Source organism: Ruegeria sp. YTSA144 (assembly GCF_059610125.1).
The window spans coordinates 209,953-230,887 of the sequence record NZ_JBXWNA010000003.1 but is presented as its reverse complement, the minus strand read 5'-3'; the positions used below and the strand labels follow the sequence as shown (position 1 = coordinate 230,887).

The following is a 20,935-nucleotide window of genomic DNA, read 5'->3' as shown; positions in this document are numbered from 1 at the left end:
TGCAAGCCCATGCCCAATGCCCCGGCCATCGGATGGCGCGTTCCGAAGCGGTGGAATGTCGCACACGGAGATTTCGGATTCAAAAATCTGACTATTTTAGTAAGTTTCTTTCTGCGAACAGATTCCGAAACCTGTGAAAGACACGACCATGACATACAAAATCGTTATCCCCGCCTGTCTTCTTGCCTCATCCGCGCTGGCAGATCAGGCCCCCTTGCCGATGGAATATGAACTGTTCGAAACTGCGGTTCCGCATGTCGACCTCGAGGAATGTCCCGTGGCGTTGCAGGGCCCGGGAACTTTCTGCCGCGCGACCGTGCACCATGACGAAATACACGTTTTCGCTTTCAGCGAGGACGGCGATCAGCCTCTGGTCGGGTTCAAATCCTACCCATTCGAAAAGGCTGCCAGCGTGTTGGATTGACGGCCAATTGGCCCATTGCCCCCATTGACAAGCCGTGGGCCGTGCCTCAGTGCTCGGCCCATGTTACGGATCGAAGACATCACCTATGCCGTTGAAGGTCGTCCATTGTTTGATGGCGCAACCGCGACGATTCCCGATGGTCACAAGGTTGGCCTTGTCGGTCGGAACGGAACCGGAAAGACCACGCTGTTCCGCCTGATCCGGGGCGAGTTGGCTTTGGAATCGGGAAATATCTCGGCCCCGAAGCGCGCTCGGATTGGCGGTGTGGCGCAAGAGGTGCCCTCCTCTGACGTTTCGCTGATCAACACGGTTCTGGCCGCCGATACCGAACGCAGTGCATTGATGGCCGAGGCCGAAAGCGCCGAAGACCCGACACGTATCGCCGAGATTCAGACCCGTCTGGCCGATATCGACGCCTGGTCCGCCGAGGCCCGCGCGGCTTCGATCCTCAAGGGGTTGGGCTTTGACGACGAAGACCAGCAGCGCCCCTGTTCGGATTTCTCGGGCGGCTGGCGGATGCGCGTTGCGCTGGCGGCGGTGCTGTTTTCTCAGCCCGACCTGCTGCTGCTGGACGAACCGACAAACTATCTGGACCTCGAAGGCGCGCTGTGGCTGGAAAGCTATCTGGCCAAATATCCGCACACGGTGATCATCATCAGCCACGACCGCGGCCTTCTGAACCGCGCCGTGGGGTCGATCCTGCATCTGGAAGACCGCAAGCTGACCTATTACGCCGTGCCCTACGACAAGTTCGCGGAACGCCGTGCGGAACGGCTGGCACAGGCGGAATCGGAAAACGCCAAGGCCAAGGCCCGCATCGCACATCTGCAAAGCTTTGTGGACCGGTTCCGCTACAAGGCATCGAAGGCCGTTCAGGCCCAGTCGCGCCTGAAGATGATCGAACGCATCCAACTGGTCTCGACCCCACAAGAGGCCGCCCTGCGCGCCTTCAGCTTTCCGGAACCCGAGGAACTGTCGCCGCCGATCATCCAGATCGAAGGTGGCGTCACAGGCTATGGCGAAACCGAAGTGCTGCGTCGCCTGAACCTGCGTATCGATCAGGATGACCGAATCGCGCTGTTGGGCAAGAACGGACAGGGCAAGTCGACCCTGTCCAAACTGCTTTCGGACCGGCTGCCCCTTTTGGCGGGCAAGATGACCCGCAGCAGCAAGCTGCGCATCGGCTATTTTGCGCAGCATCAGGTGGATGAGCTCTATGTGGACGAAACACCGCTGGACCACCTGCGCCGTCTGCGCCCCGACGAGGCGCCCGGCAAGTGGCGTTCGCGACTGGCCGGTTTCGGGTTGAACGCGGATCAGGCGGAAACCGAGGTCGGACGTCTGTCGGGCGGACAGAAAGCGCGCCTTTCACTGCTGCTCGCCACGATCGACGCGCCCCATATGCTGATCCTTGATGAGCCGACCAACCACCTTGATATCGAAAGCCGCGAGGCGCTGGTCGAGGCGCTGACGGCCTATTCCGGCGCGGTGGTTCTGGTCAGCCACGACATGCATCTGCTGAGCCTTGTCGCGGATCGTCTCTGGCTGGTTTCGGACGGTACCGTCAAACCTTTCGACGGCGACCTTGAAGCCTATCGGTCCCTGCTGCTGGCGCGCGACAGACCCGTCAGGGAAAAGCCCCGGACGGCCAAATCGAAACGCCCCCCGCGCGAGACGATATTGGCCTTGCGCGCGGATCTGCGCAAATGCGAGGACCGGATCGAGAAGCTGGCGGAAATGCATGACAAGCTTTCGACCAAACTGGCCGATCCGGCGCTGTACGAGGACGACAGGATCAACGACCTAGAAACCTGGAACCGCAAGTTCACCGAAGTCACCGAGGCCATGCAAAAAGCCGAGGCTTTATGGATCGCCGCCGCCGAACGGCTTGAACAGGCAGAAACAGCATGAAAACACCCGTCAAAGACACCGACGCTATGATTGCCGGTATGCATCCCCACTTGCAGCCCGGTGAGTTTGCCTTTGTCGTATGGCCTGAAGACAAACCCTGGCCAAAGGGCACGCAGGCCAGCTGTGTCGAGGACGAAGGGTTGTCTCTCATCGTCCCGATCAGTGCGGCACCGGAAGGTGCCGTCGCGATGCGATGCATCACGTTGCAGGTTCATTCCTCGCTGGAAGGTGTTGGTTTGACCGCCGCCGTTTCCAGCGCGCTGGCTGGGGACGGCATTCCCGCAAACATGGTCGCGGGGTATCACCACGATCACGTCTATGTCCCATCAGGGTGTTCGCAAGATGCCATGCGTATCCTGCAAGACCTGCAACGGAGCAGCAGATAACAATGGACAGTGCATTTCTGATTACCGCGTTCACAACGCTTTTCGTGGTCCTCGACCCGCCCGCGCAAACGCCGATCTTCGTGGCTCTGACTCAGGGCATGGACTGGCATACGCGCCGCTCCATCGCGGTTCGGGCCTGCCTGACGGCGGGCTTCATCCTGGCCCTGTTTGCCGCCTTTGGCGAAGCCCTGCTGGGGTTTGTTGGCATCTCGATGGAGGCGTTCCGCGTTGCAGGAGGCGTCCTGCTGTTCCTGACCGCGCTGGACATGCTGTTTGAACGCCGCACCAAGCGACGCGAAAGCAGCGCCGAGGAAGAGGAACACCCGGACCCGTCCGTTTTCCCCCTGGGCATCCCGCTGATTGCAGGCCCCGGATCGATTGCAACGATGATTCTGCTTGCGGGCCAGCAGCCGGGCATTCAGGGCCTTGCTATTGTCATCGGCGTGATGCTGGTTGTGCTGGCGATGGTCTTCGTGATGTATCTGACCTCTGGCGCGGTCGCACGGATTTTGGGCAAGACCGGGCTGAACGTGTTGACCCGGCTGCTGGGAATGCTGCTTGCGGCCTTGTCGGTGCAGTTCATTCTCGATGGCCTCAAGGCCTTTGGTTTTGCGTCTTAAACCCCCATATATGTGACGTGCAACTTGAGTGGGGTGAACCCTGTGGACAGCGTCGATATCGGACAACTGGTCTATCTGGTCGTGCTTGGGCTGGCCGTCGCGTTCTGGTTCGTTTCGCAAAACCGCCAGTCGCTGAACAAGACGTTGCAGCAGGTGATGGCCTGGGTGTTCATTTTCGTTGGCGTCATCGCCGTCATCGGCCTGTGGGAAGACATCCGGTCTTCGGTTGGCCCTGCCCCGCAGATGACCGTCACCGGCAACGCGATCGAGGTGCCTCGTGCCTATGATGGTCATTATTACCTTCCGGTTTTGGTAAATGGTGAGCCGATCAACTTTCTTGTCGACACAGGCGCCAGCCAGATCGTGCTCAGCGCTCAGGACGCTGCGCGCGTAGGTATCGATCCTGATCAGTTGAACTATTTCGGCCGCGCCCTGACCGCCAACGGCGAGGTCCGCACAGCGCCGGTGCGGCTTGAGACCCTGACCGTAGGCCCCATTACCGATCAGAACGTATCGGCCTGGGTCAATGAAGGCGAACTGGATAAGTCGCTTTTGGGAATGGAATACCTGCATCGTTTCTCGAGCGTCCAATTTGCAAATGGCAAGTTGATCTTGTCCCGTTGACGGCCCTGGCCGCTTGAGAACAAAAATAGAACATGCTAATGTTCCGGCATGTCCACTCAGCTTCTTGGCCACAAACCTGCGCGTCAGGCACCGGGGGTAAGCCTCCATCCGCAGATCACCCTGCAACTGGGCCGCGTGCACGAGGCATGCGGCTCCGCCCGGCGCAGCTTTGCCATGTGGCTGGCCAGTCAGACACAGGGGCCGGTCTTGTGGATTTCCCCCGCGTGGGAACCCGGCCAGCTGAACCCCGATGGGATGATGGCCTTTGCCGATCCGGCCCGGTTCATCTTTGTTCAGCCCACCCGTGCCGAGGATCTGCTGTGGTGTCTGGAGGAGGCGCTGCGCAGCGGGGCCATTCCGCTGATCGTCGGCGACCTGCCCGGCGCGCCGGGGCTGACACCGATACGCCGGATGCATCTGGCCGCCGAACAAGGGGGGGCGATGGGGCGGGCTCCGCTTGGTTTGCTGCTGACACCCGGAGACGGTGGCGCGCAAGGGGTTGAGACGCGCTGGCATATGGCGGCCACCCATCGGGACGAGGCTCGGATCTGGACCCTGACCCGCCGCCGCGCCCGTGCCCTGCCCCCGGTCACATGGCAGGCCACCATGACCGCCGCCCGTGCCGGGTTGCATCTGGAACGGATCGAAACCGAAGACACACCGGCTTAAAGCCACGCGGATCACGCAAGATGTGACTGGTCAAAACCCGGGCCGCGCCCTAGCGTCACCACATGAGCCATCCGATCCATGACAGCCGCTATTCCTGGCTTCGCCTTCTGATCACGCTCGCCATTGCAACAGTGGCGAATGTGGGCATGTGGGCGGTGATCGTGGTCATGCCCGCAGTCGAAGCCGAATTCGGGGCCGGTCGTGCCGAAGCCTCGATGCCGTACACTCTGGCGATGATCGGTTTTGCCCTGGGCAATATGTGGTTGGGGCAGTTGGTGGACCGGCTGGGCGTCACCAGCGCCCTGATCGGAGCAGCCGTCTTGAGCGCGCTGAGCTATGTGCTGGCAACGCTGGCACCGAGCATAATGTTGCTATCCGCGGCGCATCTTTTGCTTGGGCTAGGCACGTCGATTGGGTTTGGCCCGCTGATCGCCGATATCTCACATTGGTTCATGAAACGGCGCGGCATTGCCGTCGCATTGGTCGCCAGTGGGAATTACCTGTCCGGCGCCATCTGGCCCACCATGCTGTCCGGAATTCTGGCGCGGGATGGATGGCAACAGGTCTATCTGACGCTCGCCGTGCTGACGCTTGTCGTCGTCATTCCCCTGTCGCTGCTGCTACGCCGCAGGGTGCCGATCGAGGCACACGGCACCGCCGCAGCATCCGCCCACATCAATGCACGAAGCGTCGGTGTATCACCACGCGCGCTGCAATATATTCTGGGCCTGGCCGGGATCGGTTGTTGCGTCGCCATGTCGATGCCGCAGGTTCATATCGTCTCGTATTGCGTCGGGCTGGGATATGGGCCCGCAGTCGGGGCCGAGATGCTGTCGCTGATGCTATTGGGTGGCGTTGTCAGCCGCATCATCTCGGGTCTGCTGGCTGACCGGCTGGGCGGAGTCATGACGCTTTTGATCGGTTCACTCCTGCAATGCATCGCCCTGTTCCTGTTCCTGCCCTACGACGGAATGGTATCGCTTTACGCCATCAGCCTGCTCTTTGGCCTGGCACAGGGCGGCATCGTGCCCAGCTATGCGCTGATTGTCCGCGAATACATGCCGCCGCAGGAAGCTGGCGCGCGGGTCGGGTTCGTCATGATGATGACCATTCTTGGCATGGCTCTCGGCGGCTGGATGTCAGGATGGATCTACGACCTCACCGGAAACTACCAACTGGCGTTCGTGAATGGCATTCTTTGGAATGGCCTGAACATTGCGATCGTTCTGATGCTGCTCAGGAGATCCCGCCCCGGACGAGAACGGGTTATGGCATGACCCTTCTGACCCGTCGCAGCCTGCTTGCCGGGTTGGCAACCCTGCCCCTGACCCGGGCGGCACATGCCGCATTGCGGCCATATATCTTGTCGGATGAAGGCACCCGGATCGGGTTCACTTTTGATCTTGCGGGGGTGGCTCAGTCAGGGACAATGCCGATCCGGACCGCCGATGTTCAGATTGACACAGGTCGGCTACAGAACAGTGAGGTCACAGTGACACTGGACGTCAGCAAAGCCAGAACGCGGCTGCCCTTTGCCCGTATGCCCATGCTCAGCCCCAGCGTATTGGACGCGAAACAGCACCCAACGATCCGGTTCGTGTCGACGGACATACAGTTGGGCCCGGAAGGACGAATATCGGATGGCGCTCGGATCACGGGTGATCTGACGGTCCGCGGCGTGATCCGCCCGATCACGTTGGAGGCCAATCTGTACCGGCAGGCGGGAAGTGAAGTGAACGATCTGAGCCGTCTGACCATTGGCCTGAAGGGCGCCCTGAACCGGCACGACTTCGGCGCTTCAGGCTATCCTGACCTGGTTCATGACACTGTCGGCCTGGACATCCACGCAGAGATTATCCGCGCGACCTGACCGCCGAACTGCAAAAAACGACTCGCGAAAGTCGATTTGATGCGCGCATTGTGCGGCGACCCTGCCAATCTGAGACCACCATGCGCACGATCATTTCATTTGCCGCCCTGTTTCTTTCGGTCATTCTGCTACAGCTTTCGACAGGAGGCGTCGGGCCACTTGATGCCATATCGGGCATCACGCTGGATTTCACGACAGAACAGATCGGCCTGTTGGGATCTTCGCACTTTCTGGGTTTTTTCATCGGCTGCTGGTGGGCACCCCGTCTGATGGGCAATGTTGGTCATTCGCGCGCATTTGCAGTTTGCACCGCGTTGGGCGCGATGGGCCTCATCGGACATACGCTGACCGAAAACCCATACATCTGGGCGGCCTTGCGTGTGGCCTCGGGCACCTGCGTGGCAGGCGCGTACACGGTGATCGAGGCCTGGCTGAACGCAAAGGTCACAAATGAAACCCGGGGGCGTGCGATGGGCACGTACCGGATCGCGGATATGGGCGCGTCCCTGTGCGCCCAGTTGATTATCGCCGTTCTGCCCCCGGCCTCTTACGTCTCGTACAACCTGCTGGCGATCCTGTGCTGTGCGTCGCTGCTGCCGCTGACCCTGACCAAAGCAAGCCAGCCCAAAACACCTGACGCGCCCCGCCTGAAACCCAAGCTGGCTTGGCGCAGCTCACCCTTGGCCGTGGCAGGCGTGATCGTGGCCGCGCTCAGCTCGGCCTCGTTCCGAATGGTGGGTCCGGTTTACGGGCAAGAGGTCGGCCTTGGCGTCGATCAGATCGCATTCTTCCTGGCCTCTTTCGTACTGGGTGGTGCGCTTGCTCAATACCCCGTCGGCTGGCTGGCTGATAAATATGACCGGCGCTGGGTCCTGATCTGGCTGTCGGCTGCCGCGGTACTCAGCTGCGGCGTCACCATGGCGGCAAGCGGCACCGGAACGATCGGCGTCATGTCGGCGGCGGTGTTCTTTGGCCTGACAACCTTCCCGATCTTCTCGGTCTCTTCCGCCCACGCAAATGACTTCGCGACGACCGAGGAACGGGTGGAGCTGTCTGCGGCCCTGATGTTCTGGTTTGCCTTGGGGGCGATTGCATCGCCCTACGTAACCTCGACCCTGATCCAGCAATTTGGGCCCGGTGCCCTTTTTGCCTTCGTGGCGTTCGGGCATGTCTTCCTGATCGTGTTTGGTCTGGCGCGGATGCGGTCCCGCCCCACCCCCGAGGAGCGCACGAATTATGTTTACGCCCCGCGGACCTCATTCACGATTGGTCGTCTTTTGAAACGGTCGCGGGAAAACTCGAAAAACTAGACACCCGCTGGTTTTTGTATGCCTTTCGTGATTGGCCCGGTCTTTTCGGTAGGCCATGCATGAAACAAGGACGGGTCTGTCCATCTCAGATTCAGCGCGTTGCGATTGCCCAGGTCCGGGAACGCGCACCAGACCGCCGGGGCAGCGCGAATTTCGGACCATTCGGCGTCCAAATTGACTTGCAGGTCAATGTCGGGCTTTTGCTGGACGATCACATCATGTAGACGGGCGCGCAGACAGTTACGCGGAAACGGATCATGGCTCGGATTCTCATCACCTCGGCGATCCCCTATATCAACGGGATCAAGCACCTCGGCAATCTGATCGGCTCGCAATTGCCTGCCGACTTGTATGCACGTTACCAGCGCGGCCGGGGGAACGAGGTCATGTTCCTGTGCGCCACGGATGAACACGGCACACCCGCCGAGTTGGCGGCAGCCAGGGCTGGCAAGCCGGTGGCGGAATACTGCGCCGACATGTATGCGATTCAGGCCGATATCGCCAACCGGTTTGGGCTCAGCTTCGATCACTTCGGCCGCTCGTCCAGCGAACAGAACAAGCGCCTGACCCAGCACTTTGCGGGCAAGCTGGATGACGCGGGCCTCATCCGCGAAGTCAGCGAGAAACAGGTTTATTCCAACGCCGATGGCCGCTTTCTGCCTGATCGCTATATCGAAGGCACCTGCCCCAATTGCGGCTATGACCGCGCGCGCGGCGACCAGTGCGAGAACTGCACCAAGCAGTTGGATCCGACAGACCTGATCGAGCCGCGCTCGGCCATTTCCGGATCCACCGATCTGGAAGTGCGCGAGACCAAGCACCTGTATCTGCGTCAATCCGCGATGAAGGACAAGCTGGATGCGTGGATCGACAGCAAGACGGACTGGCCGGTCCTGACCACGTCAATTGCCAAGAAGTGGCTGCATGACGGTGACGGCTTGCAGGACCGTGGCATCACCCGCGATCTGGACTGGGGTGTGCCGGTCAAAAAAGGCGATCAGGATTGGCCGGGGATGGAAGGCAAGGTCTTTTACGTCTGGTTCGACGCCCCCATTGAATACATCGCCTGCGCCAAGGAATGGGCGGACGCCAACGGAAGGGCCGATGCGGATTGGGAACGCTGGTGGCGCACCGACAAGGGCGCGGATGATGTGCGCTATGTCCAGTTCATGGGAAAGGACAACGTGCCGTTCCATACGCTGTCCTTCCCGGCCACCATCCTGGGCACCAATACGCATAATGAAGAGACCGGATCTCCCGAACGCTGGAAGCTGGTCGATTACATCAAGTCGTTCAACTACCTGAATTATGACGGCGGCCAGTTTTCGACCAGCCAGGGCCGTGGCGTGTTCATGGATCAGGCGCTGGACATTCTGCCCGCCGATTATTGGCGTTGGTGGCTGCTGAGCCATGCGCCGGAAAGCAGCGACAGCGAATTCACATGGGAGAACTTCCAGCAATCGGTGAACAAGGACCTTGCAGACGTTCTGGGCAACTTTGTCAGCCGGATCACCAAATTCTGCCGCTCGAAATTTGGTGAGGCCGTGCCCGACGGTGGACAGTTCGGCCCGCGCGAGCAGGCCTTGATCGAAGAGCTCACCAAACGCGTCCGCGCCTATGAAGGCCACATGGAGGCGATGGAAGTTCGCAAATCCGCGCAGGAGCTACGGGCAATCTGGGTTGCAGGAAATGAATATCTACAGGCCGCAGCTCCGTGGTCCACGTTCAAGGAAGACCCCGAGCAGGCCGCCGCGCAGGTACGTCTTGGCCTGAACCTGATCCGGCTTTACGCCGTTCTCAGCGCGCCGTTCATCCCCGACACCTCGGCCCGTATGCTGAGCGCGATGAACACGCTGGATACCAGCTGGCCGGATGATGTCGCCACTGCGTTGAACGCTTTGCCGTCCGGCCACGACTTCACCGTGCCCGACGTTCTGTTCGCCAAAATAACGGATGAACAGCGTGAAGAATGGCAAGAGAAATTCGCTGGGACCCGCGACTGAACCATCCGATACCAAGAACCAGGGGGGGCCATTCCGGCCCCCTTCTCGCTCGGGCCCGATGACCACGCCGGGACCTAAGCCAGCATAAGTGCTGAAATTTTTGACATCGGCCCCGATCGACTCAAGATTCAACACGCTTGAGATATCGGCACAAAAAAGTCATCCTGAGACCAAGTTCCTCCGACTCGGGTCGCCCTGGCGACCGGGTCGGTATCTTTTGTTTCTGCATCGAACGAGGCTTTCGCCATGTCCCCAGCATTCATTTCGCCCAACAAGACCAGCAGGCATTTGGCCGCCGTATTCATGCTGATGTCCTTGGGTTTGGCGCATCCTGCGATCGCGCAAGAAGAAGGGGCACCGCCAAAGGTTTCCATCGCGGCGGCCTATACCGAGGAAATCACCGACGAGGCCACGTTCATCGGGCGCGCCGAGGCAATCAACAAAGTCGATATCGTGGCGCGCGTGAACGGGTTTCTCAACAGCCGCGAAGTCGAGGATGGAGCGACGGTAAAGGAAGGCGACCTGCTGTTCACCATCGAACCCGACCTGTATGAGGCCACGCTTGAGGCCCGAAAGGCCGATCTGAACCGGGCGGAAGCGAATCTTGAGCTGGCAAAGGTTGATCTGGCGCGTAAAGAAGAGCTTTACAAACGTGACGCGACGCCGGAATCGGAACGCGACATTGCCCGCGCCAATGAACTGGTCGCAGAGGCAGAGGTGAAAGCAGCCAAAGCTGCGATCCGGCAGGCCGAGCTTGACCTGAGCTATACGCAGATCCACGCACCATTTGATGGCCGTATCGGCAGGATCACCACAAGCGTCGGCGATGTTGTTGGCCCAAACAACCCTCCTCTGGTCAATATCGTCAGCGAGTCGCCGATCTACGTGAATTTCTCGTTGAACGAAAAGCTCTTTACCTCGGTTTTGCAGACCGTTGGCGAAAACTCAGCCTCTCTTGCGGATAGTCCGCAAAGCCCAAACGTCCATGTCAAACTGCCCAATGGAACAGAGTTGGATGAAACCGGCAGAATTGTATTCGTTGACAACCGTATCGACCCATTGACCGGGGCAATCACGATGCGGGCCCAATTCGACAATACGGACCGGCTGATCCTGGACGGCGCTTTCGTGAATGTGCAGATCGAAGCGCTTGAACCGACCTTGCAGGTTCTGGTGCCGCAAGCCGCCTTGCAGCGCGATCAGCGGGGCGATTTTGTCCTGGTGGTCAACGACAAGCAAATGGTTGAACAGCGCTACATCACAACAGGTGACACTTTTGATACTGCGATTATTGTGCTGGACGGGCTGCGTGAAGGTGAAAGCGTCATTGTCGAGGGCTTGCAGCGGGTCCGCCCCGGTGTCGCTGTTGACGCGGTCGTGGCCTCTGAGCAGCCGGGAGAGTAACAGATGTTCTCAGCCCTGTTCATAAGCCGCCCCAAGCTGGCGCTTGTCATCTCACTGGTGCTGACCATCATGGGCGGCATCGGGTACCTGGTACTGCCGGTCGCGCAGTTTCCGGATATCACACCGCCTGTGGTCAACGTCTCAACCACCTATACCGGTGCAAATGCCGAAACCGTTGAAAACACCGTTGCCGCGCCGATTGAAGCGCAGGTCAACGGTGTGGACGACATGATCTACATGACGTCCAGATCGTCGGACAACGGGTCCTATTCGCTGGATGTGACCTTTGAGGTGGGCACCGATCCTGACATCGCATCGGTCAACGTTCAAAACCGGGTGGCGCAGGCCATGTCGTCATTGCCAGCCGAGGTCACTTCGTCCGGCGTCGTGACACAGAAATCCTCGACCAACATGCTGATGCTGGTCACTCTGACCTCACCCGATGGGACCTATGACAGTGTGTTCCTGTCGAACTATGCCTCGATCAATCTGCGCGATGCGCTGGCGCGTGTGCAGGGCGTCGGCAAGGCCGATGTTCTGACCAACCTTGAATACGCCATGCGGATCTGGATGGACCCGGACAAGATGGCGGCGCTGTCCATCACACCGGGGGATGTCATCAATGCAATCCGGGAACAGAATATCGAAGTGTCCGCCGGTTCGATCGGTGCGCCACCCGTTCCCGAAGGGCAGACGTTTCAATACACGATCAAATCCAAAGGCCGCCTGACATCCGCAGAAGAATTCGGAGACATCGTGATCCGAACCGGTGACGCCGGCGCCATCGTCCGCGTCAAGGACATCGCTCGGGTTGAGCTTGGCGCAGAATATTATGCGGCTTCGGGCTATTTTCAGGCGGTTCCTGCCACGGTCATCGGCATCTATCAGGCCCCCGGTGCAAACGCTTTGGCGGTATCGGAACGTGTGCAGGCGGAATTGGAACGGCTGTCCCGCGCGTTCCCGACGGATGTCGAATATGATGTGCCCTTCAATACGACCGACTTTGTCGAGGCCTCTTTGAACGACGTGGTCTCGACCCTGATCCTGACCTTCATTCTCGTTATTTCGGTTGTGTTCGTCTTCCTGGGAAGCTGGCGCGCAACGATCATTCCGGCGGTGGCAATTCCGGTGTCCCTGATCGGCACTTTTGCCTTCCTGCTGGCATTTGGGATGTCCCTGAACACCATCTCGCTGTTCGCCCTGGTGCTTGCCATTGGTATCGTGGTGGACGACGCCATCGTCGTCGTCGAGAACGTGGAGCGCATCATTGCGGATGAAGGGTTGCCCCCTGCTGAAGCGACCCGAAAAGCCATGGGCCAGATAACTGGTCCGGTCATCGCGACCACTTTGGTTCTTCTGGCGGTGTTCGTGCCGGTGACGTTCATGCCCGGCATCTCGGGGCGGTTGTATTCCCAATTTGCGGTCACGATCTCGACCGCAGTCGTTATCTCATCCATCAACGCGCTGACCCTTTCGCCTGCCCTGTGCGGGTTGGTCCTGCGTGCCAGATCCGGCCCTCCCAAAGGGGTGCTTGCGATGTTCGAAAGCTTCATCGGCACCGTGCGCAACGGCTACGTGGCAATTGTACGAAAACTGCTGGTTTTCCCTGCCATCGCGCTGGCCATCGTTGTCGGTCTTGGTTTTGGTACGGGGACAATCATGTCCAACACCTCTGCCGGGTTTATCCCGCTTGAGGACAACGGGTACTTGTTCGTTGATGTTCAGTTGCCGGATGCTGCCACACTGGAACGGACCGAGGCGGTCACCGCACGTCTGGACGAACAGATAAGCGAAATCCCGGGCGTTGCGAGCACGGTTCTTGTCAACGGCTTTTCGATGCTGAACGGCACGATCACAAACGGCGCTGCGATCTTCGTCAATCTCGACAATTGGAGCGAACGGCAAGAAGACGATCTGAGCGCTGATGCCATTCTGGCCAAGGTACTGGCGATTGCGAATGGTGAATCAGCGGCTTCGATCCTGGCCTTCAACCCACCACCCATCCAGGGTCTTGGTATGTCAGCGGGCGTAGAAATGGAGGTTCAGCAAACCGGCGGTGGCACACCGCAGGATCTGGCCTCGGCCGTGGGTTCGTTCGTGTATTCGGCCAATCAGAGGCCCGAGATCGGGCAGGCCTATACAACCTTCCGCGCCAACGTCCCGCAGCTGTTCGTTGATCTGGACCGCGAAAAAGCCAAAACGCTGAATGTCTCGGTCGCCGAGATTTTTCAGACCATGCAGGCACAACTGGGGTCGTACTATGTCAATGACTTCAACCTGTTCGGCCGCGTCTACCGCGTGATGATTCAGGCCGATGGCACCTATCGGGACAATGTCGAGGATATCGCGAACCTCTATGTCCGCTCTCAAAACGGCGACATGGTGCCGCTGGGCACACTGATCGACGTGGAAAACGTTTTGGGTCCGGTTCTGCTGAAGCGCCACAACCTGTTCCGGTCTGCCACGGTGACGGCGGTCCCTGCACCCGGCTTGTCCAGCGGCGACGCAATCAACGTGATGACCGAAGAATCCGCAACCGCCCTGCCCCCGGGTTATGCGTTCGAATGGACAGGGACGGCGCAGCAACAGCTGGCCTCGGGCAGTCTGGTGATCATCATCCTCGGGCTTGCCATCCTGTTTGGATATTTGTTCCTGGTGGGTCAGTACGAAAGTTGGACCTTGCCTGTTTCAATCCTGCTTTCCGTTGTCGTGGCCTTGTTTGGGGCCGTGGCGGCGGTGGCCATCGTGGGCAGTGACATCAACCTCTATACGCAGATCGGAATGATCATGCTTGTGGGGCTGGCCTCGAAGAACGGTATTCTGATCGTCGAGTTCGCCATGGAACAACGCGCCAAGGGGCTTTCCATCAAAGAGGCCGCCGCAGAGGCTGCGTATCAGCGTTTCCGCGCTGTGATGATGACTGCCTTGTCCTTCCTCCTTGGTGTTGTCCCCCTGCTGGCCGCGAACGGAGCCGGTGCCGCCAGTCAGAAAGCGATCGGTGTCGCGGTGTTCGGCGGGATGCTGGCCGCGACGCTGGTTGGAGTGATCGTGGTGCCCGTGCTCTACGCCCTGATGCAGGGCTTGCGAGAATGGTTGAAGGGCAGCAAAAAGGACCCCGACCCTACGGAAGAAGCCGCCTGAGCAAATAAAAGCCCCACCTGAGCTGGTGGGGCTTTTATGCAATTCCGCTAATCGGCTTCAGACGTTTTTAAGCTGGCTTTCATCCTCAGGCCGTGCGGACATCCATTGACCGATCCGCGAAATCTGCTCGGCTGTCAGCCGCAAGCCCAATTTGTTGCGGCGCCAAACCACATCTTCGGCTGTACGGGCATATTCCTTGTCCATCAGCCAAGCGACCTCTCGCGCGGTCAGGGTCGCGCCGAAGTCCTCTCCCAGATCGGATACCTGTTTCGCATCTCCCAAAACATCCCTTGCTTCTGTCCCGTAAGCTCTGATCAGGCGGGCAGCCCAGGTATCGGTCAAAAAGGGATAGGCCGCCAGAAGATCGCCTTTCAGGGTTTCGACAGCATCCACCGGAAAATCCCCCCCCGGCAGAGCGACACCAGCGGTCCAGGGGCCGGGCAGGTTCGGGAAAAACTCTCCAACCTTCTCAAGCGCGCTTTCTGCAAGCCTGCGATAGGTTGTGATCTTGCCGCCAAACACATTCAAAACAGGCGCCCCGCCCTGCGCATCGACTTTCAACGTGTAATCCCGTGTCGCGGCAGTGGCGCTGCTTGCCCCGTCATCATAAAGCGGCCGTACGCCGGAATAGGTCCAAACGACATCGTCGCGGGTCACGGCGCGTTTGAAGTATTTCGATGCGAAGGCGCACAGGTAATCCTGCTCGGCTTCGGTGCAGACCGGTTTCGTGGCCGGGTCCGGATGGTCCTGATCCGTTGTGCCGATCAGAGTAAAATCCTGCTCGTATGGGATGGCGAAAATGATGCGGCCATCTTCACCCTGGAAAAAGTAGCATTTGTCGTGATCGTAAAGCCTGGGCGTCACGATATGACTGCCCCGCACAAGCCGTACGCCCTCGCGAGAGTTCACGCGGATCTTGGTTTGAATGATGTCGCCCACCCAGGGTCCGCCTGCATTGATCAGCATTTTGGCCCGGACCAAACGTGTCTCACCGCTGCTTCGATCCCGAATGGACACTTCCCAAAGATCACCGACCCGCTCGGCCGAGGTCACCTCGGTCCGCACCATGATCTGCGCGCCGCGTGCCTCGGCGTCACGCGCATTCAGGACCACCAGTCGCGAGTCTTCGACCCAGCAATCGGAATATTCATAAGCCGTTTCGAACTTGTCCTGCAACGGGCCCCCCTCCGGTGCCGACCGCAGGTTCAATGATGTCGTTCCCGGCAGGATTTTGCGCCCGCCCAGATTGTCATACATGAACAGGCCCAACCGGATCAGCCAGGCCGGACGCCGCCCGCGCATCCACGGCATGACCGTGCTGAGCAACCGCGAGGTCGGCGTTTCGGAATCAAACCGCATGTCCTTGTGGTAGGGCAGCACAAAACGCATTGGCCAGCTGATATGTGGCATGGCGCGCAGCAGGGTTTCACGCTCGATCAGGGCCTCACGCACCAGCCGAATTTCAAGATACTCAAGGTATCGCAATCCGCCGTGAAACAATTTGGTTGAGGCCGAAGATGTGGCGGAAGCCAGATCGTTCATCTCGGCCAGCATCACCGAAAGACCCCGCCCGGCGGCGTCCCGAGCAATTCCACAGCCATTGATCCCGCCACCGATGATGAAAAGGTCTGTGATCTGGTTGTCCGTTGACTGCATATCCATTGATTCCCTGCCTGACCCGGTTGCGGGCATTAGCCAGAATGGCTTTCGCTTCGTCAATGTTTATGTTCGTTTATTTTCCTTTTGCAACACTGTTATGATTTTTCAGCGATCCGGCTTGCCTAAATCAACAAAAAGAACAAAAACGAAAACCAATCCCCTGCACCGGAACCGCCCATGTCCTTGTCCTTTCGCCAATCCGACATTCTGGAAATCGCCAGCACCGAAGGGCGCGTTACCGTCGACGGGCTTGCTGAACGCTTTGGTGTCACCGTTCAGACAATCCGGCGCGACCTGACCGAGCTTGCAGATGCGGGCAAGCTGGACCGGGTTCACGGGGGCGCGGTTCTGCGATCAGGCGTTTCAAATATCGGATATGAAGACCGCCGCGCGCTGAACGCGGAGGCCAAGACCCGTATCGCACAGGCATGTGCGGCTGATATCCCCGATGGCGCGTCAATTTTCATGAATATCGGAACCTCGACCGAGGCCGTGGCAAGGCAATTGCTAGACCACAAAAACCTGTTGGTGGTGACGAATAACATGAACGTCGCAAACATCCTTGTCGAAAACCCGGACTGCGAAGTTATCTTGGCCGGTGGCGTTCTGCGCCGGTCTGATGGGGGTCTGATCGGCAACCTGACCGTATCGGCCATCCGGCAATTCAAGTTCGATATCGCTGTCATAGGATGTTCGGCCCTGGACACGGATGGCGATCTTTTGGACTTCGACTTTCAGGAGGTTCAGGTCAGCCAGGCCATCATCGAACAGGCGCGCCGCACTTTTCTGGTTGCCGATCATTCGAAGGTTCAACGCTCGGCCCCGGCGAGAATAGGATCAATCGCCGAACTTGACACGGTCTATACCGACCTTCCCCTGCCCGAAAAGCTGCCAGAGCACTGTCGCGAGTGGCAAACAGACGTCATCATCTGCGACTAGAGGCGGGCAAACAACAACGTTCGGGCAAGTTGCGCGGCTTGCCAGATGGGACCCGGCCTGACACTATCCTTCATACAGGAATTTGTGCACGGGAGGGGAGGACCGGGCCATGATTGCGCTTTTGTTTTCGTTGTTTATTGCCACGATGGGGCTGAACTATTTCAAGTTGACCAGGGCGGGCAACGCCTTGTTTTTCGTCACGTTGGCCATGTGTATCTACTGGCTGAAATTCCACGCAACCACACCGCTGACAATTCAACTTTGAGGGGCTTGCCATGACACCTGAACTGTCCCGCACCCTCAACGCGATCGGTATGCTTGCCGTCTGCCTTGTACTGGCGCTGGCGTTTTTCTATCAGCTTGTCCTGTATGAACTGCCCTGCCCGCTTTGCCTGCTGCAACGTGTTGGGTTCGTTGCCGTCGGCGTGGGGCTTGGTTTGAACCTGCTCTACGGTCCACGGCCGCAACACTATGCCATCGTGCTGATTGCGGCCCTGTATGGCGGCACTGTATCGATCCGCCAAATTCTTCTGCATATCGTACCCGGCACCGGGCACTATGGCTCACCTGTTTTGGGCCTGCACTACTATACCTGGGCCGGGATCGCCTTTTTCCTTGTGTTGCTGGGCACATCGATCATGCTGTTGTTTGATCGCCAATACGCCGACCCTTCTGGTCAGGAACCAAGGTTCGGCGGAAATACTCTGGCCAAGATCGCGTTTTTCGTCATGCTGGCATTGGCGGTGCTGAACGCGGGTTCAACCTTGTTGGAATGCGGACCGGGTATCTGCGCCGACCCGCCGACAAGCTACAAGTTGATTGACGAATTGGACGCCGGCAACTGAAGATACCGTAACCTTCCCCAAAAGGAGGCGCGAGCATGGGATTATTGGGACAGCCGCTTGGCTACTATGACTATCTGACTTTCGTGGCATTGATCCTGCTTCTGGCAGCGGTGATGGCACTGTTTCTCTTTCTCATGGGCCTTCCGGGTCGGATCGCCATCAAACGCAACCATCCCCATGCCGAGGCGGTAAAGATCATGGGCTGGATGGGATTTCTGGCCGTGGTGCCCTGGGTCCATGCCTTTATGTGGGCGTTCCATGATGGCGTTACGGTCGACATTCGCCGTGGCCCTGACGAGGAAAAAGACGCCATTCGTGATGAAATCAAACGTCTGGGTGGTGATGTCCGGCCTGAATATCAAGATCGTCTGGACACAGACGATCCCCAACAAAGCTAAGGCCAAAGGAAGTCACAAAACATGTTCGTCGCCCTTGGCATCACGTTATTTTACATCATTTTCGTCTGGCTTATTTTCTTCAAGCTGGAACTGCTGAAATTCAACATCGCCTGGGGCATCGTATCCTTTTGGGTTGGCGCGCATCTGCTGCTGATTTTTCTGGTCGCATTGCGGTTCTTTCAACCCTTCTCGGCCGACAGCCACGTGGTGCGTTCGACCATACAGATCATTCCCAAACTGACACAGCCGACGATCCTGACCGAAGTTCTTGTGGAACCGAACACACCGGTCACCAAGGGTGATCCGCTCTATCGCTTTGACGACACGGTGTTTTCACTGGCGGTGGACAATGCGAAGGCGCAATTGGTCGCCGCTGAACAGAATGCCAAGATTCTGGAACAGGATGTGATCGCGACGACCGAAGCTGTTGAACGCGCAAACGCGCAACTGGCCTATGCGCAGACTCAGCAAGCGCGCTATGAAACTCTCGTGCCCGCCGGTGGAGCGCGGCAAGACGAACTGGACCGCTGGAACGAGCAGGTGACCGAAGACCTTGCTGCCGTGAAACAGGCCGAAGCAAACCTGGAAAAAGCACAGCTGGCTGTGGAATCCCAGATAGACGGTGTGAACACGGGTATTCTTCAGGCAAGGGCGCAGTTGGCCGAGGCTGAGTATTTTCTCGAAAACACAACGATCTACGCGCCTGAAAACGGCATGATCGTATCGCAGCAAGCCCGCCCCGGGCTGGTCGTGGGCGATGTGCGACTGGGCGCGATCGCCAGTTTTGTGACCGAGGACAGCCCCTATATTCTTGCGACCTTTCGCCAGCAGAACCTGAAATTCGTGGAACCGGGGCAAGAGGTCGAAGTGGCGCTTGATCTTTACCCGGGCGAAATCCTGACGGGCAAGGTCGAGGCGATCTGGTGGGCCACGCGCCAGGGGCAACTGATCCCTTCAGGCCGCCTGCCCGGCTTTGAACTGCCGAAACTGCCCGGTCGAATTGCCGTGCAGATCACCGTCGATGTCCCTGAAGGGCACACTTTCCCGGCTGGCGGCCACGCCGCAGTGGCGATCTACACCGGACAGGGCAAAAGCTTTGAGTTCCTGAGACGCATCAACATCCGTCTCTATTCCTTCGCCAACTTCATCCGACCGCTGGATATCTGAGGATGCGCGCCATGACACTCCGCCGGTTGATGGGAACCGCTCTTTGCGCCGCCACTTTCGCGGCCTGCACGCCCGTGGGGCCCGATTTCGTGCGCCCGAACTCTCCGGTCGTGAAGCAATGGATCGAGGTAAACAGCCCCAGCGTTGGCCAAAGCGGCCTGACATCGCGCAGCGCACCCGTGGTGAAATGGTGGGAGACATTCAATGACCCGACCCTCAACCGGCTGATTGCCGAGGCCTATGCCCAGAACCTGACGCTTCAGGTCGCGGGGGCACGGGTGCTGCAAGCGCGGGCGCAGTTGGGGATCGCTTTTGGAGAGCTTTATCCACAATCGCAAGCGATTGGCGGGTCGTTGCAGAGACGGCAAATCAGCGACAACCTAGGGCCTGTTGCCGATATCAACCGGATCATCCCCCTGGATACCGAGTTTTCGACGTCGCAGGTTGGGTTCGATGCCCAGTGGGAACTGGACGTCTGGGGCGCACAACGGCGCGGTGTTCAGGCGGCTCGGTCAAATCTGGCCTTGCAGGTCGCAAACTATGATGATGCGCTGGTGACACTGACCGGCGACGTGGCCGCGCTCTACGTCAATATCCGCGCGTTGCAGGAATCTTTGGCGGTCGCCCGGGAAAACATCAAATTGCAGCAGGAATCGGCGGACCTGACACAGCTGCGATTCAACAACGGAGTCACGACCGAACTGGACGTTCAGGAATCCACAGCCCTGCTCAACAATACCAAGGCCCTGGTGCCCGAGTTGGAAAGCGACCTGCAACAGACCAAGAATGCCCTGTCCGTGCTGCTGGGAACCACGCCGTCCCGGATGACCAGCCTTCTGGGAAATTCTGGCCGTATCCCGTCTGCGCGAACAAATGTGGCCGTTGGCGTGCCGGCAGAACTTCTGCGCCGCCGCCCGGATGTCCGCGCGGCAGAACTGGCCGCCGCGACTCAATCGGCGCAGGTGGGCATCGCAATGGCTGACCTGTATCCTCAGTTCGTGCTGTCGGGCGCGATCGGTTTGCAGGCATCGGGCGGGCGCGATCTGTTCAGCGGCAACAGCACCACCGGTCTGGCCAGTGCCGGCGTGGTCTGGAACGTGCTCAACTATGGCCGGATCAAAAACAATGTCCGTGCGCAGGACGCTGCCTATCAGGCGCTGATCGCCAATTACCAGAATACCGTACTGACCGCGTATTCCGAGGTGGAAAGCGCAATGGTCGCCTATGCACAGGCGCGCAAACAGGTTGGATTCTATCAGAAAAGCGTCGATGCCTCACGCAAGGCCGCTGATATCGCCGTCAGCCAGTACAGGGACGGTATCGCCAGCTATTCACGCATTCTGAACACCCAGACCGCGCTTTTGCGGTCGCAGGCAAACCTGATCGAAGCGCGGCAGCAGGTGTCCAGCAATCTGGTTGCGGTTTACAAGGGTCTGGGCGGCGGATGGCAGATCCGTCAGAACCAGGAATTTCTGCCTGAAACCGTGCTGGCAGAAATGGCCTATCGCACTGATTGGGGCGATCTGCTTGAAAAAACCCCGACCCGAGCCAGCCTGAACTAAGCG

Annotated in this window: 20 protein-coding genes; 19 read left to right on the top strand and 1 reads right to left on the bottom strand. The window is 59.0% G+C overall.

The window, feature by feature from the left end; translation table 11 throughout:
* Positions 1-148 precede the first annotated feature (148 nt).
* From AC2FF8_RS09940 to AC2FF8_RS09880, 13 genes are all read left to right on the top strand, one after another.
* Entirely contained in the window at positions 149-424 is a 276-nt protein-coding gene (locus AC2FF8_RS09940) for a hypothetical protein (protein WP_425078131.1), read from the top strand.
* Between the two features lie 60 nt (positions 425-484).
* On the top strand, positions 485-2,335 hold the full coding sequence (locus AC2FF8_RS09935) for an ABC-F family ATP-binding cassette domain-containing protein (RefSeq protein ID WP_496879583.1): 1,851 nt from the start codon (positions 485-487) through the stop codon (positions 2,333-2,335).
* Entirely contained in the window at positions 2,332-2,721 is a 390-nt protein-coding gene (locus tag AC2FF8_RS09930) for an ACT domain-containing protein (protein WP_496879582.1), read from the top strand. The genes AC2FF8_RS09935 and AC2FF8_RS09930 overlap by 4 nt, the downstream gene beginning before the upstream one ends.
* A gap of 2 nt (positions 2,722-2,723) precedes the next feature.
* Entirely contained in the window at positions 2,724-3,341 is a 618-nt protein-coding gene (locus AC2FF8_RS09925; protein ID WP_170344623.1) for a MarC family protein, read from the top strand.
* A gap of 42 nt (positions 3,342-3,383) precedes the next feature.
* On the top strand, positions 3,384-3,965 hold the full coding sequence (locus tag AC2FF8_RS09920; protein ID WP_170344624.1) for a retropepsin-like aspartic protease family protein: 582 nt from the start codon (positions 3,384-3,386) through the stop codon (positions 3,963-3,965).
* 48 nt (positions 3,966-4,013) lie between these two features.
* Complete coding sequence (locus tag AC2FF8_RS09915) at positions 4,014-4,634, top strand: ImuA family protein (RefSeq protein WP_496879581.1); 621 nt, start codon at positions 4,014-4,016, stop codon at positions 4,632-4,634.
* A 62-nt stretch (positions 4,635-4,696) separates the two neighbouring features.
* Positions 4,697-5,911 carry an MFS transporter gene (locus AC2FF8_RS09910; protein ID WP_170344626.1) on the top strand — a complete coding sequence of 405 codons (1,215 nt, stop codon included), beginning with the start codon at positions 4,697-4,699 and terminating at the stop codon, positions 5,909-5,911.
* Positions 5,908-6,504, top strand: coding sequence for a YceI family protein (locus AC2FF8_RS09905; protein ID WP_425078125.1), 597 nt, complete (start codon positions 5,908-5,910; stop codon positions 6,502-6,504). The genes AC2FF8_RS09910 and AC2FF8_RS09905 overlap by 4 nt, the downstream gene beginning before the upstream one ends.
* A gap of 80 nt (positions 6,505-6,584) precedes the next feature.
* On the top strand, positions 6,585-7,814 hold the full coding sequence (locus AC2FF8_RS09900; protein ID WP_425078124.1) for an MFS transporter: 1,230 nt from the start codon (positions 6,585-6,587) through the stop codon (positions 7,812-7,814).
* A 59-nt stretch (positions 7,815-7,873) separates the two neighbouring features.
* Positions 7,874-8,038, top strand: a complete 165-nt coding sequence (locus tag AC2FF8_RS09895) for a hypothetical protein (RefSeq protein ID WP_170344629.1) — start codon at positions 7,874-7,876, stop codon at positions 8,036-8,038.
* 33 nt (positions 8,039-8,071) lie between these two features.
* Positions 8,072-9,817 (top strand): methionine--tRNA ligase, encoded by a 1,746-nt coding sequence (metG, locus tag AC2FF8_RS09890; protein WP_496879580.1) that lies wholly within the window; start codon positions 8,072-8,074, stop codon positions 9,815-9,817.
* Between the two features lie 303 nt (positions 9,818-10,120).
* A complete protein-coding gene (locus AC2FF8_RS09885) occupies positions 10,121-11,221 on the top strand; it encodes an efflux RND transporter periplasmic adaptor subunit (protein WP_374041617.1) in 1,101 nt (366 codons plus the stop codon).
* A gap of 3 nt (positions 11,222-11,224) precedes the next feature.
* Positions 11,225-14,362 (top strand): efflux RND transporter permease subunit, encoded by a 3,138-nt coding sequence (locus AC2FF8_RS09880; protein ID WP_170344632.1) that lies wholly within the window; start codon positions 11,225-11,227, stop codon positions 14,360-14,362.
* Positions 14,363-14,419: 57 nt separating this feature from the next.
* On the opposite strand, the gene glpD is transcribed toward AC2FF8_RS09880, so the two are convergent.
* Positions 14,420-16,024, bottom strand: coding sequence for a glycerol-3-phosphate dehydrogenase (gene glpD, locus AC2FF8_RS09875; RefSeq protein ID WP_496879579.1), 1,605 nt, complete (start codon positions 16,022-16,024; stop codon positions 14,420-14,422).
* Positions 16,025-16,198: 174 nt separating this feature from the next.
* On the opposite strand from glpD, the gene AC2FF8_RS09870 reads away from it, so the two are divergent.
* The 6 genes from AC2FF8_RS09870 to AC2FF8_RS09845 all read left to right on the top strand — a co-directional run bounded on the left by AC2FF8_RS09870 (position 16,199) and on the right by AC2FF8_RS09845 (position 20,932).
* Entirely contained in the window at positions 16,199-16,960 is a 762-nt protein-coding gene (locus tag AC2FF8_RS09870; RefSeq protein ID WP_496879578.1) for a DeoR/GlpR family DNA-binding transcription regulator, read from the top strand.
* A gap of 109 nt (positions 16,961-17,069) precedes the next feature.
* Positions 17,070-17,225 carry a DUF5993 family protein gene (locus AC2FF8_RS09865; protein WP_170344634.1) on the top strand — a complete coding sequence of 52 codons (156 nt, stop codon included), beginning with the start codon at positions 17,070-17,072 and terminating at the stop codon, positions 17,223-17,225.
* A 10-nt stretch (positions 17,226-17,235) separates the two neighbouring features.
* Positions 17,236-17,805, top strand: a complete 570-nt coding sequence (locus AC2FF8_RS09860; protein WP_170344635.1) for a disulfide bond formation protein B — start codon at positions 17,236-17,238, stop codon at positions 17,803-17,805.
* 35 nt (positions 17,806-17,840) lie between these two features.
* Positions 17,841-18,203, top strand: a complete 363-nt coding sequence (locus AC2FF8_RS09855; protein WP_170344636.1) for a DUF3302 domain-containing protein — start codon at positions 17,841-17,843, stop codon at positions 18,201-18,203.
* Positions 18,204-18,224: 21 nt separating this feature from the next.
* Positions 18,225-19,370 carry an HlyD family secretion protein gene (locus AC2FF8_RS09850; protein WP_170344637.1) on the top strand — a complete coding sequence of 382 codons (1,146 nt, stop codon included), beginning with the start codon at positions 18,225-18,227 and terminating at the stop codon, positions 19,368-19,370.
* Between the two features lie 11 nt (positions 19,371-19,381).
* Positions 19,382-20,932, top strand: coding sequence for an efflux transporter outer membrane subunit (locus AC2FF8_RS09845; protein WP_254440044.1), 1,551 nt, complete (start codon positions 19,382-19,384; stop codon positions 20,930-20,932).
* The last annotated feature ends 3 nt before the right edge of the window (positions 20,933-20,935 follow it).

Bases quoted from the DNA above. Each gene is read 5' to 3' on its own strand.
- AC2FF8_RS09940 (WP_425078131.1), top strand. From the start codon at position 149: ATGACATACAAAATCGTTATCCCCGCCTGTCTTCTTGCCTCATCCGCG.
- AC2FF8_RS09935 (WP_496879583.1), top strand. From the start codon at position 485: ATGTTACGGATCGAAGACATCACCTATGCCGTTGAAGGTCGTCCATTG.
- AC2FF8_RS09930 (WP_496879582.1), top strand. From the start codon at position 2,332: ATGAAAACACCCGTCAAAGACACCGACGCTATGATTGCCGGTATGCAT.
- AC2FF8_RS09925 (WP_170344623.1), top strand. From the start codon at position 2,724: ATGGACAGTGCATTTCTGATTACCGCGTTCACAACGCTTTTCGTGGTC.
- AC2FF8_RS09915 (WP_496879581.1), top strand. From the start codon at position 4,014: ATGTCCACTCAGCTTCTTGGCCACAAACCTGCGCGTCAGGCACCGGGG.
- AC2FF8_RS09910 (WP_170344626.1), top strand. From the start codon at position 4,697: ATGAGCCATCCGATCCATGACAGCCGCTATTCCTGGCTTCGCCTTCTG.
- AC2FF8_RS09905 (WP_425078125.1), top strand. From the start codon at position 5,908: ATGACCCTTCTGACCCGTCGCAGCCTGCTTGCCGGGTTGGCAACCCTG.
- AC2FF8_RS09900 (WP_425078124.1), top strand. From the start codon at position 6,585: ATGCGCACGATCATTTCATTTGCCGCCCTGTTTCTTTCGGTCATTCTG.
- AC2FF8_RS09895 (WP_170344629.1), top strand. From the start codon at position 7,874: ATGAAACAAGGACGGGTCTGTCCATCTCAGATTCAGCGCGTTGCGATT.
- metG (WP_496879580.1), top strand. From the start codon at position 8,072: ATGGCTCGGATTCTCATCACCTCGGCGATCCCCTATATCAACGGGATC.
- AC2FF8_RS09885 (WP_374041617.1), top strand. From the start codon at position 10,121: ATGCTGATGTCCTTGGGTTTGGCGCATCCTGCGATCGCGCAAGAAGAA.
- AC2FF8_RS09880 (WP_170344632.1), top strand. From the start codon at position 11,225: ATGTTCTCAGCCCTGTTCATAAGCCGCCCCAAGCTGGCGCTTGTCATC.
- glpD (WP_496879579.1), bottom strand. From the start codon at position 16,024: ATGGATATGCAGTCAACGGACAACCAGATCACAGACCTTTTCATCATC.
- AC2FF8_RS09870 (WP_496879578.1), top strand. From the start codon at position 16,199: ATGTCCTTGTCCTTTCGCCAATCCGACATTCTGGAAATCGCCAGCACC.
- AC2FF8_RS09865 (WP_170344634.1), top strand. From the start codon at position 17,070: ATGATTGCGCTTTTGTTTTCGTTGTTTATTGCCACGATGGGGCTGAAC.
- AC2FF8_RS09860 (WP_170344635.1), top strand. From the start codon at position 17,236: ATGACACCTGAACTGTCCCGCACCCTCAACGCGATCGGTATGCTTGCC.
- AC2FF8_RS09855 (WP_170344636.1), top strand. From the start codon at position 17,841: ATGGGATTATTGGGACAGCCGCTTGGCTACTATGACTATCTGACTTTC.
- AC2FF8_RS09850 (WP_170344637.1), top strand. From the start codon at position 18,225: ATGTTCGTCGCCCTTGGCATCACGTTATTTTACATCATTTTCGTCTGG.
- AC2FF8_RS09845 (WP_254440044.1), top strand. From the start codon at position 19,382: ATGACACTCCGCCGGTTGATGGGAACCGCTCTTTGCGCCGCCACTTTC.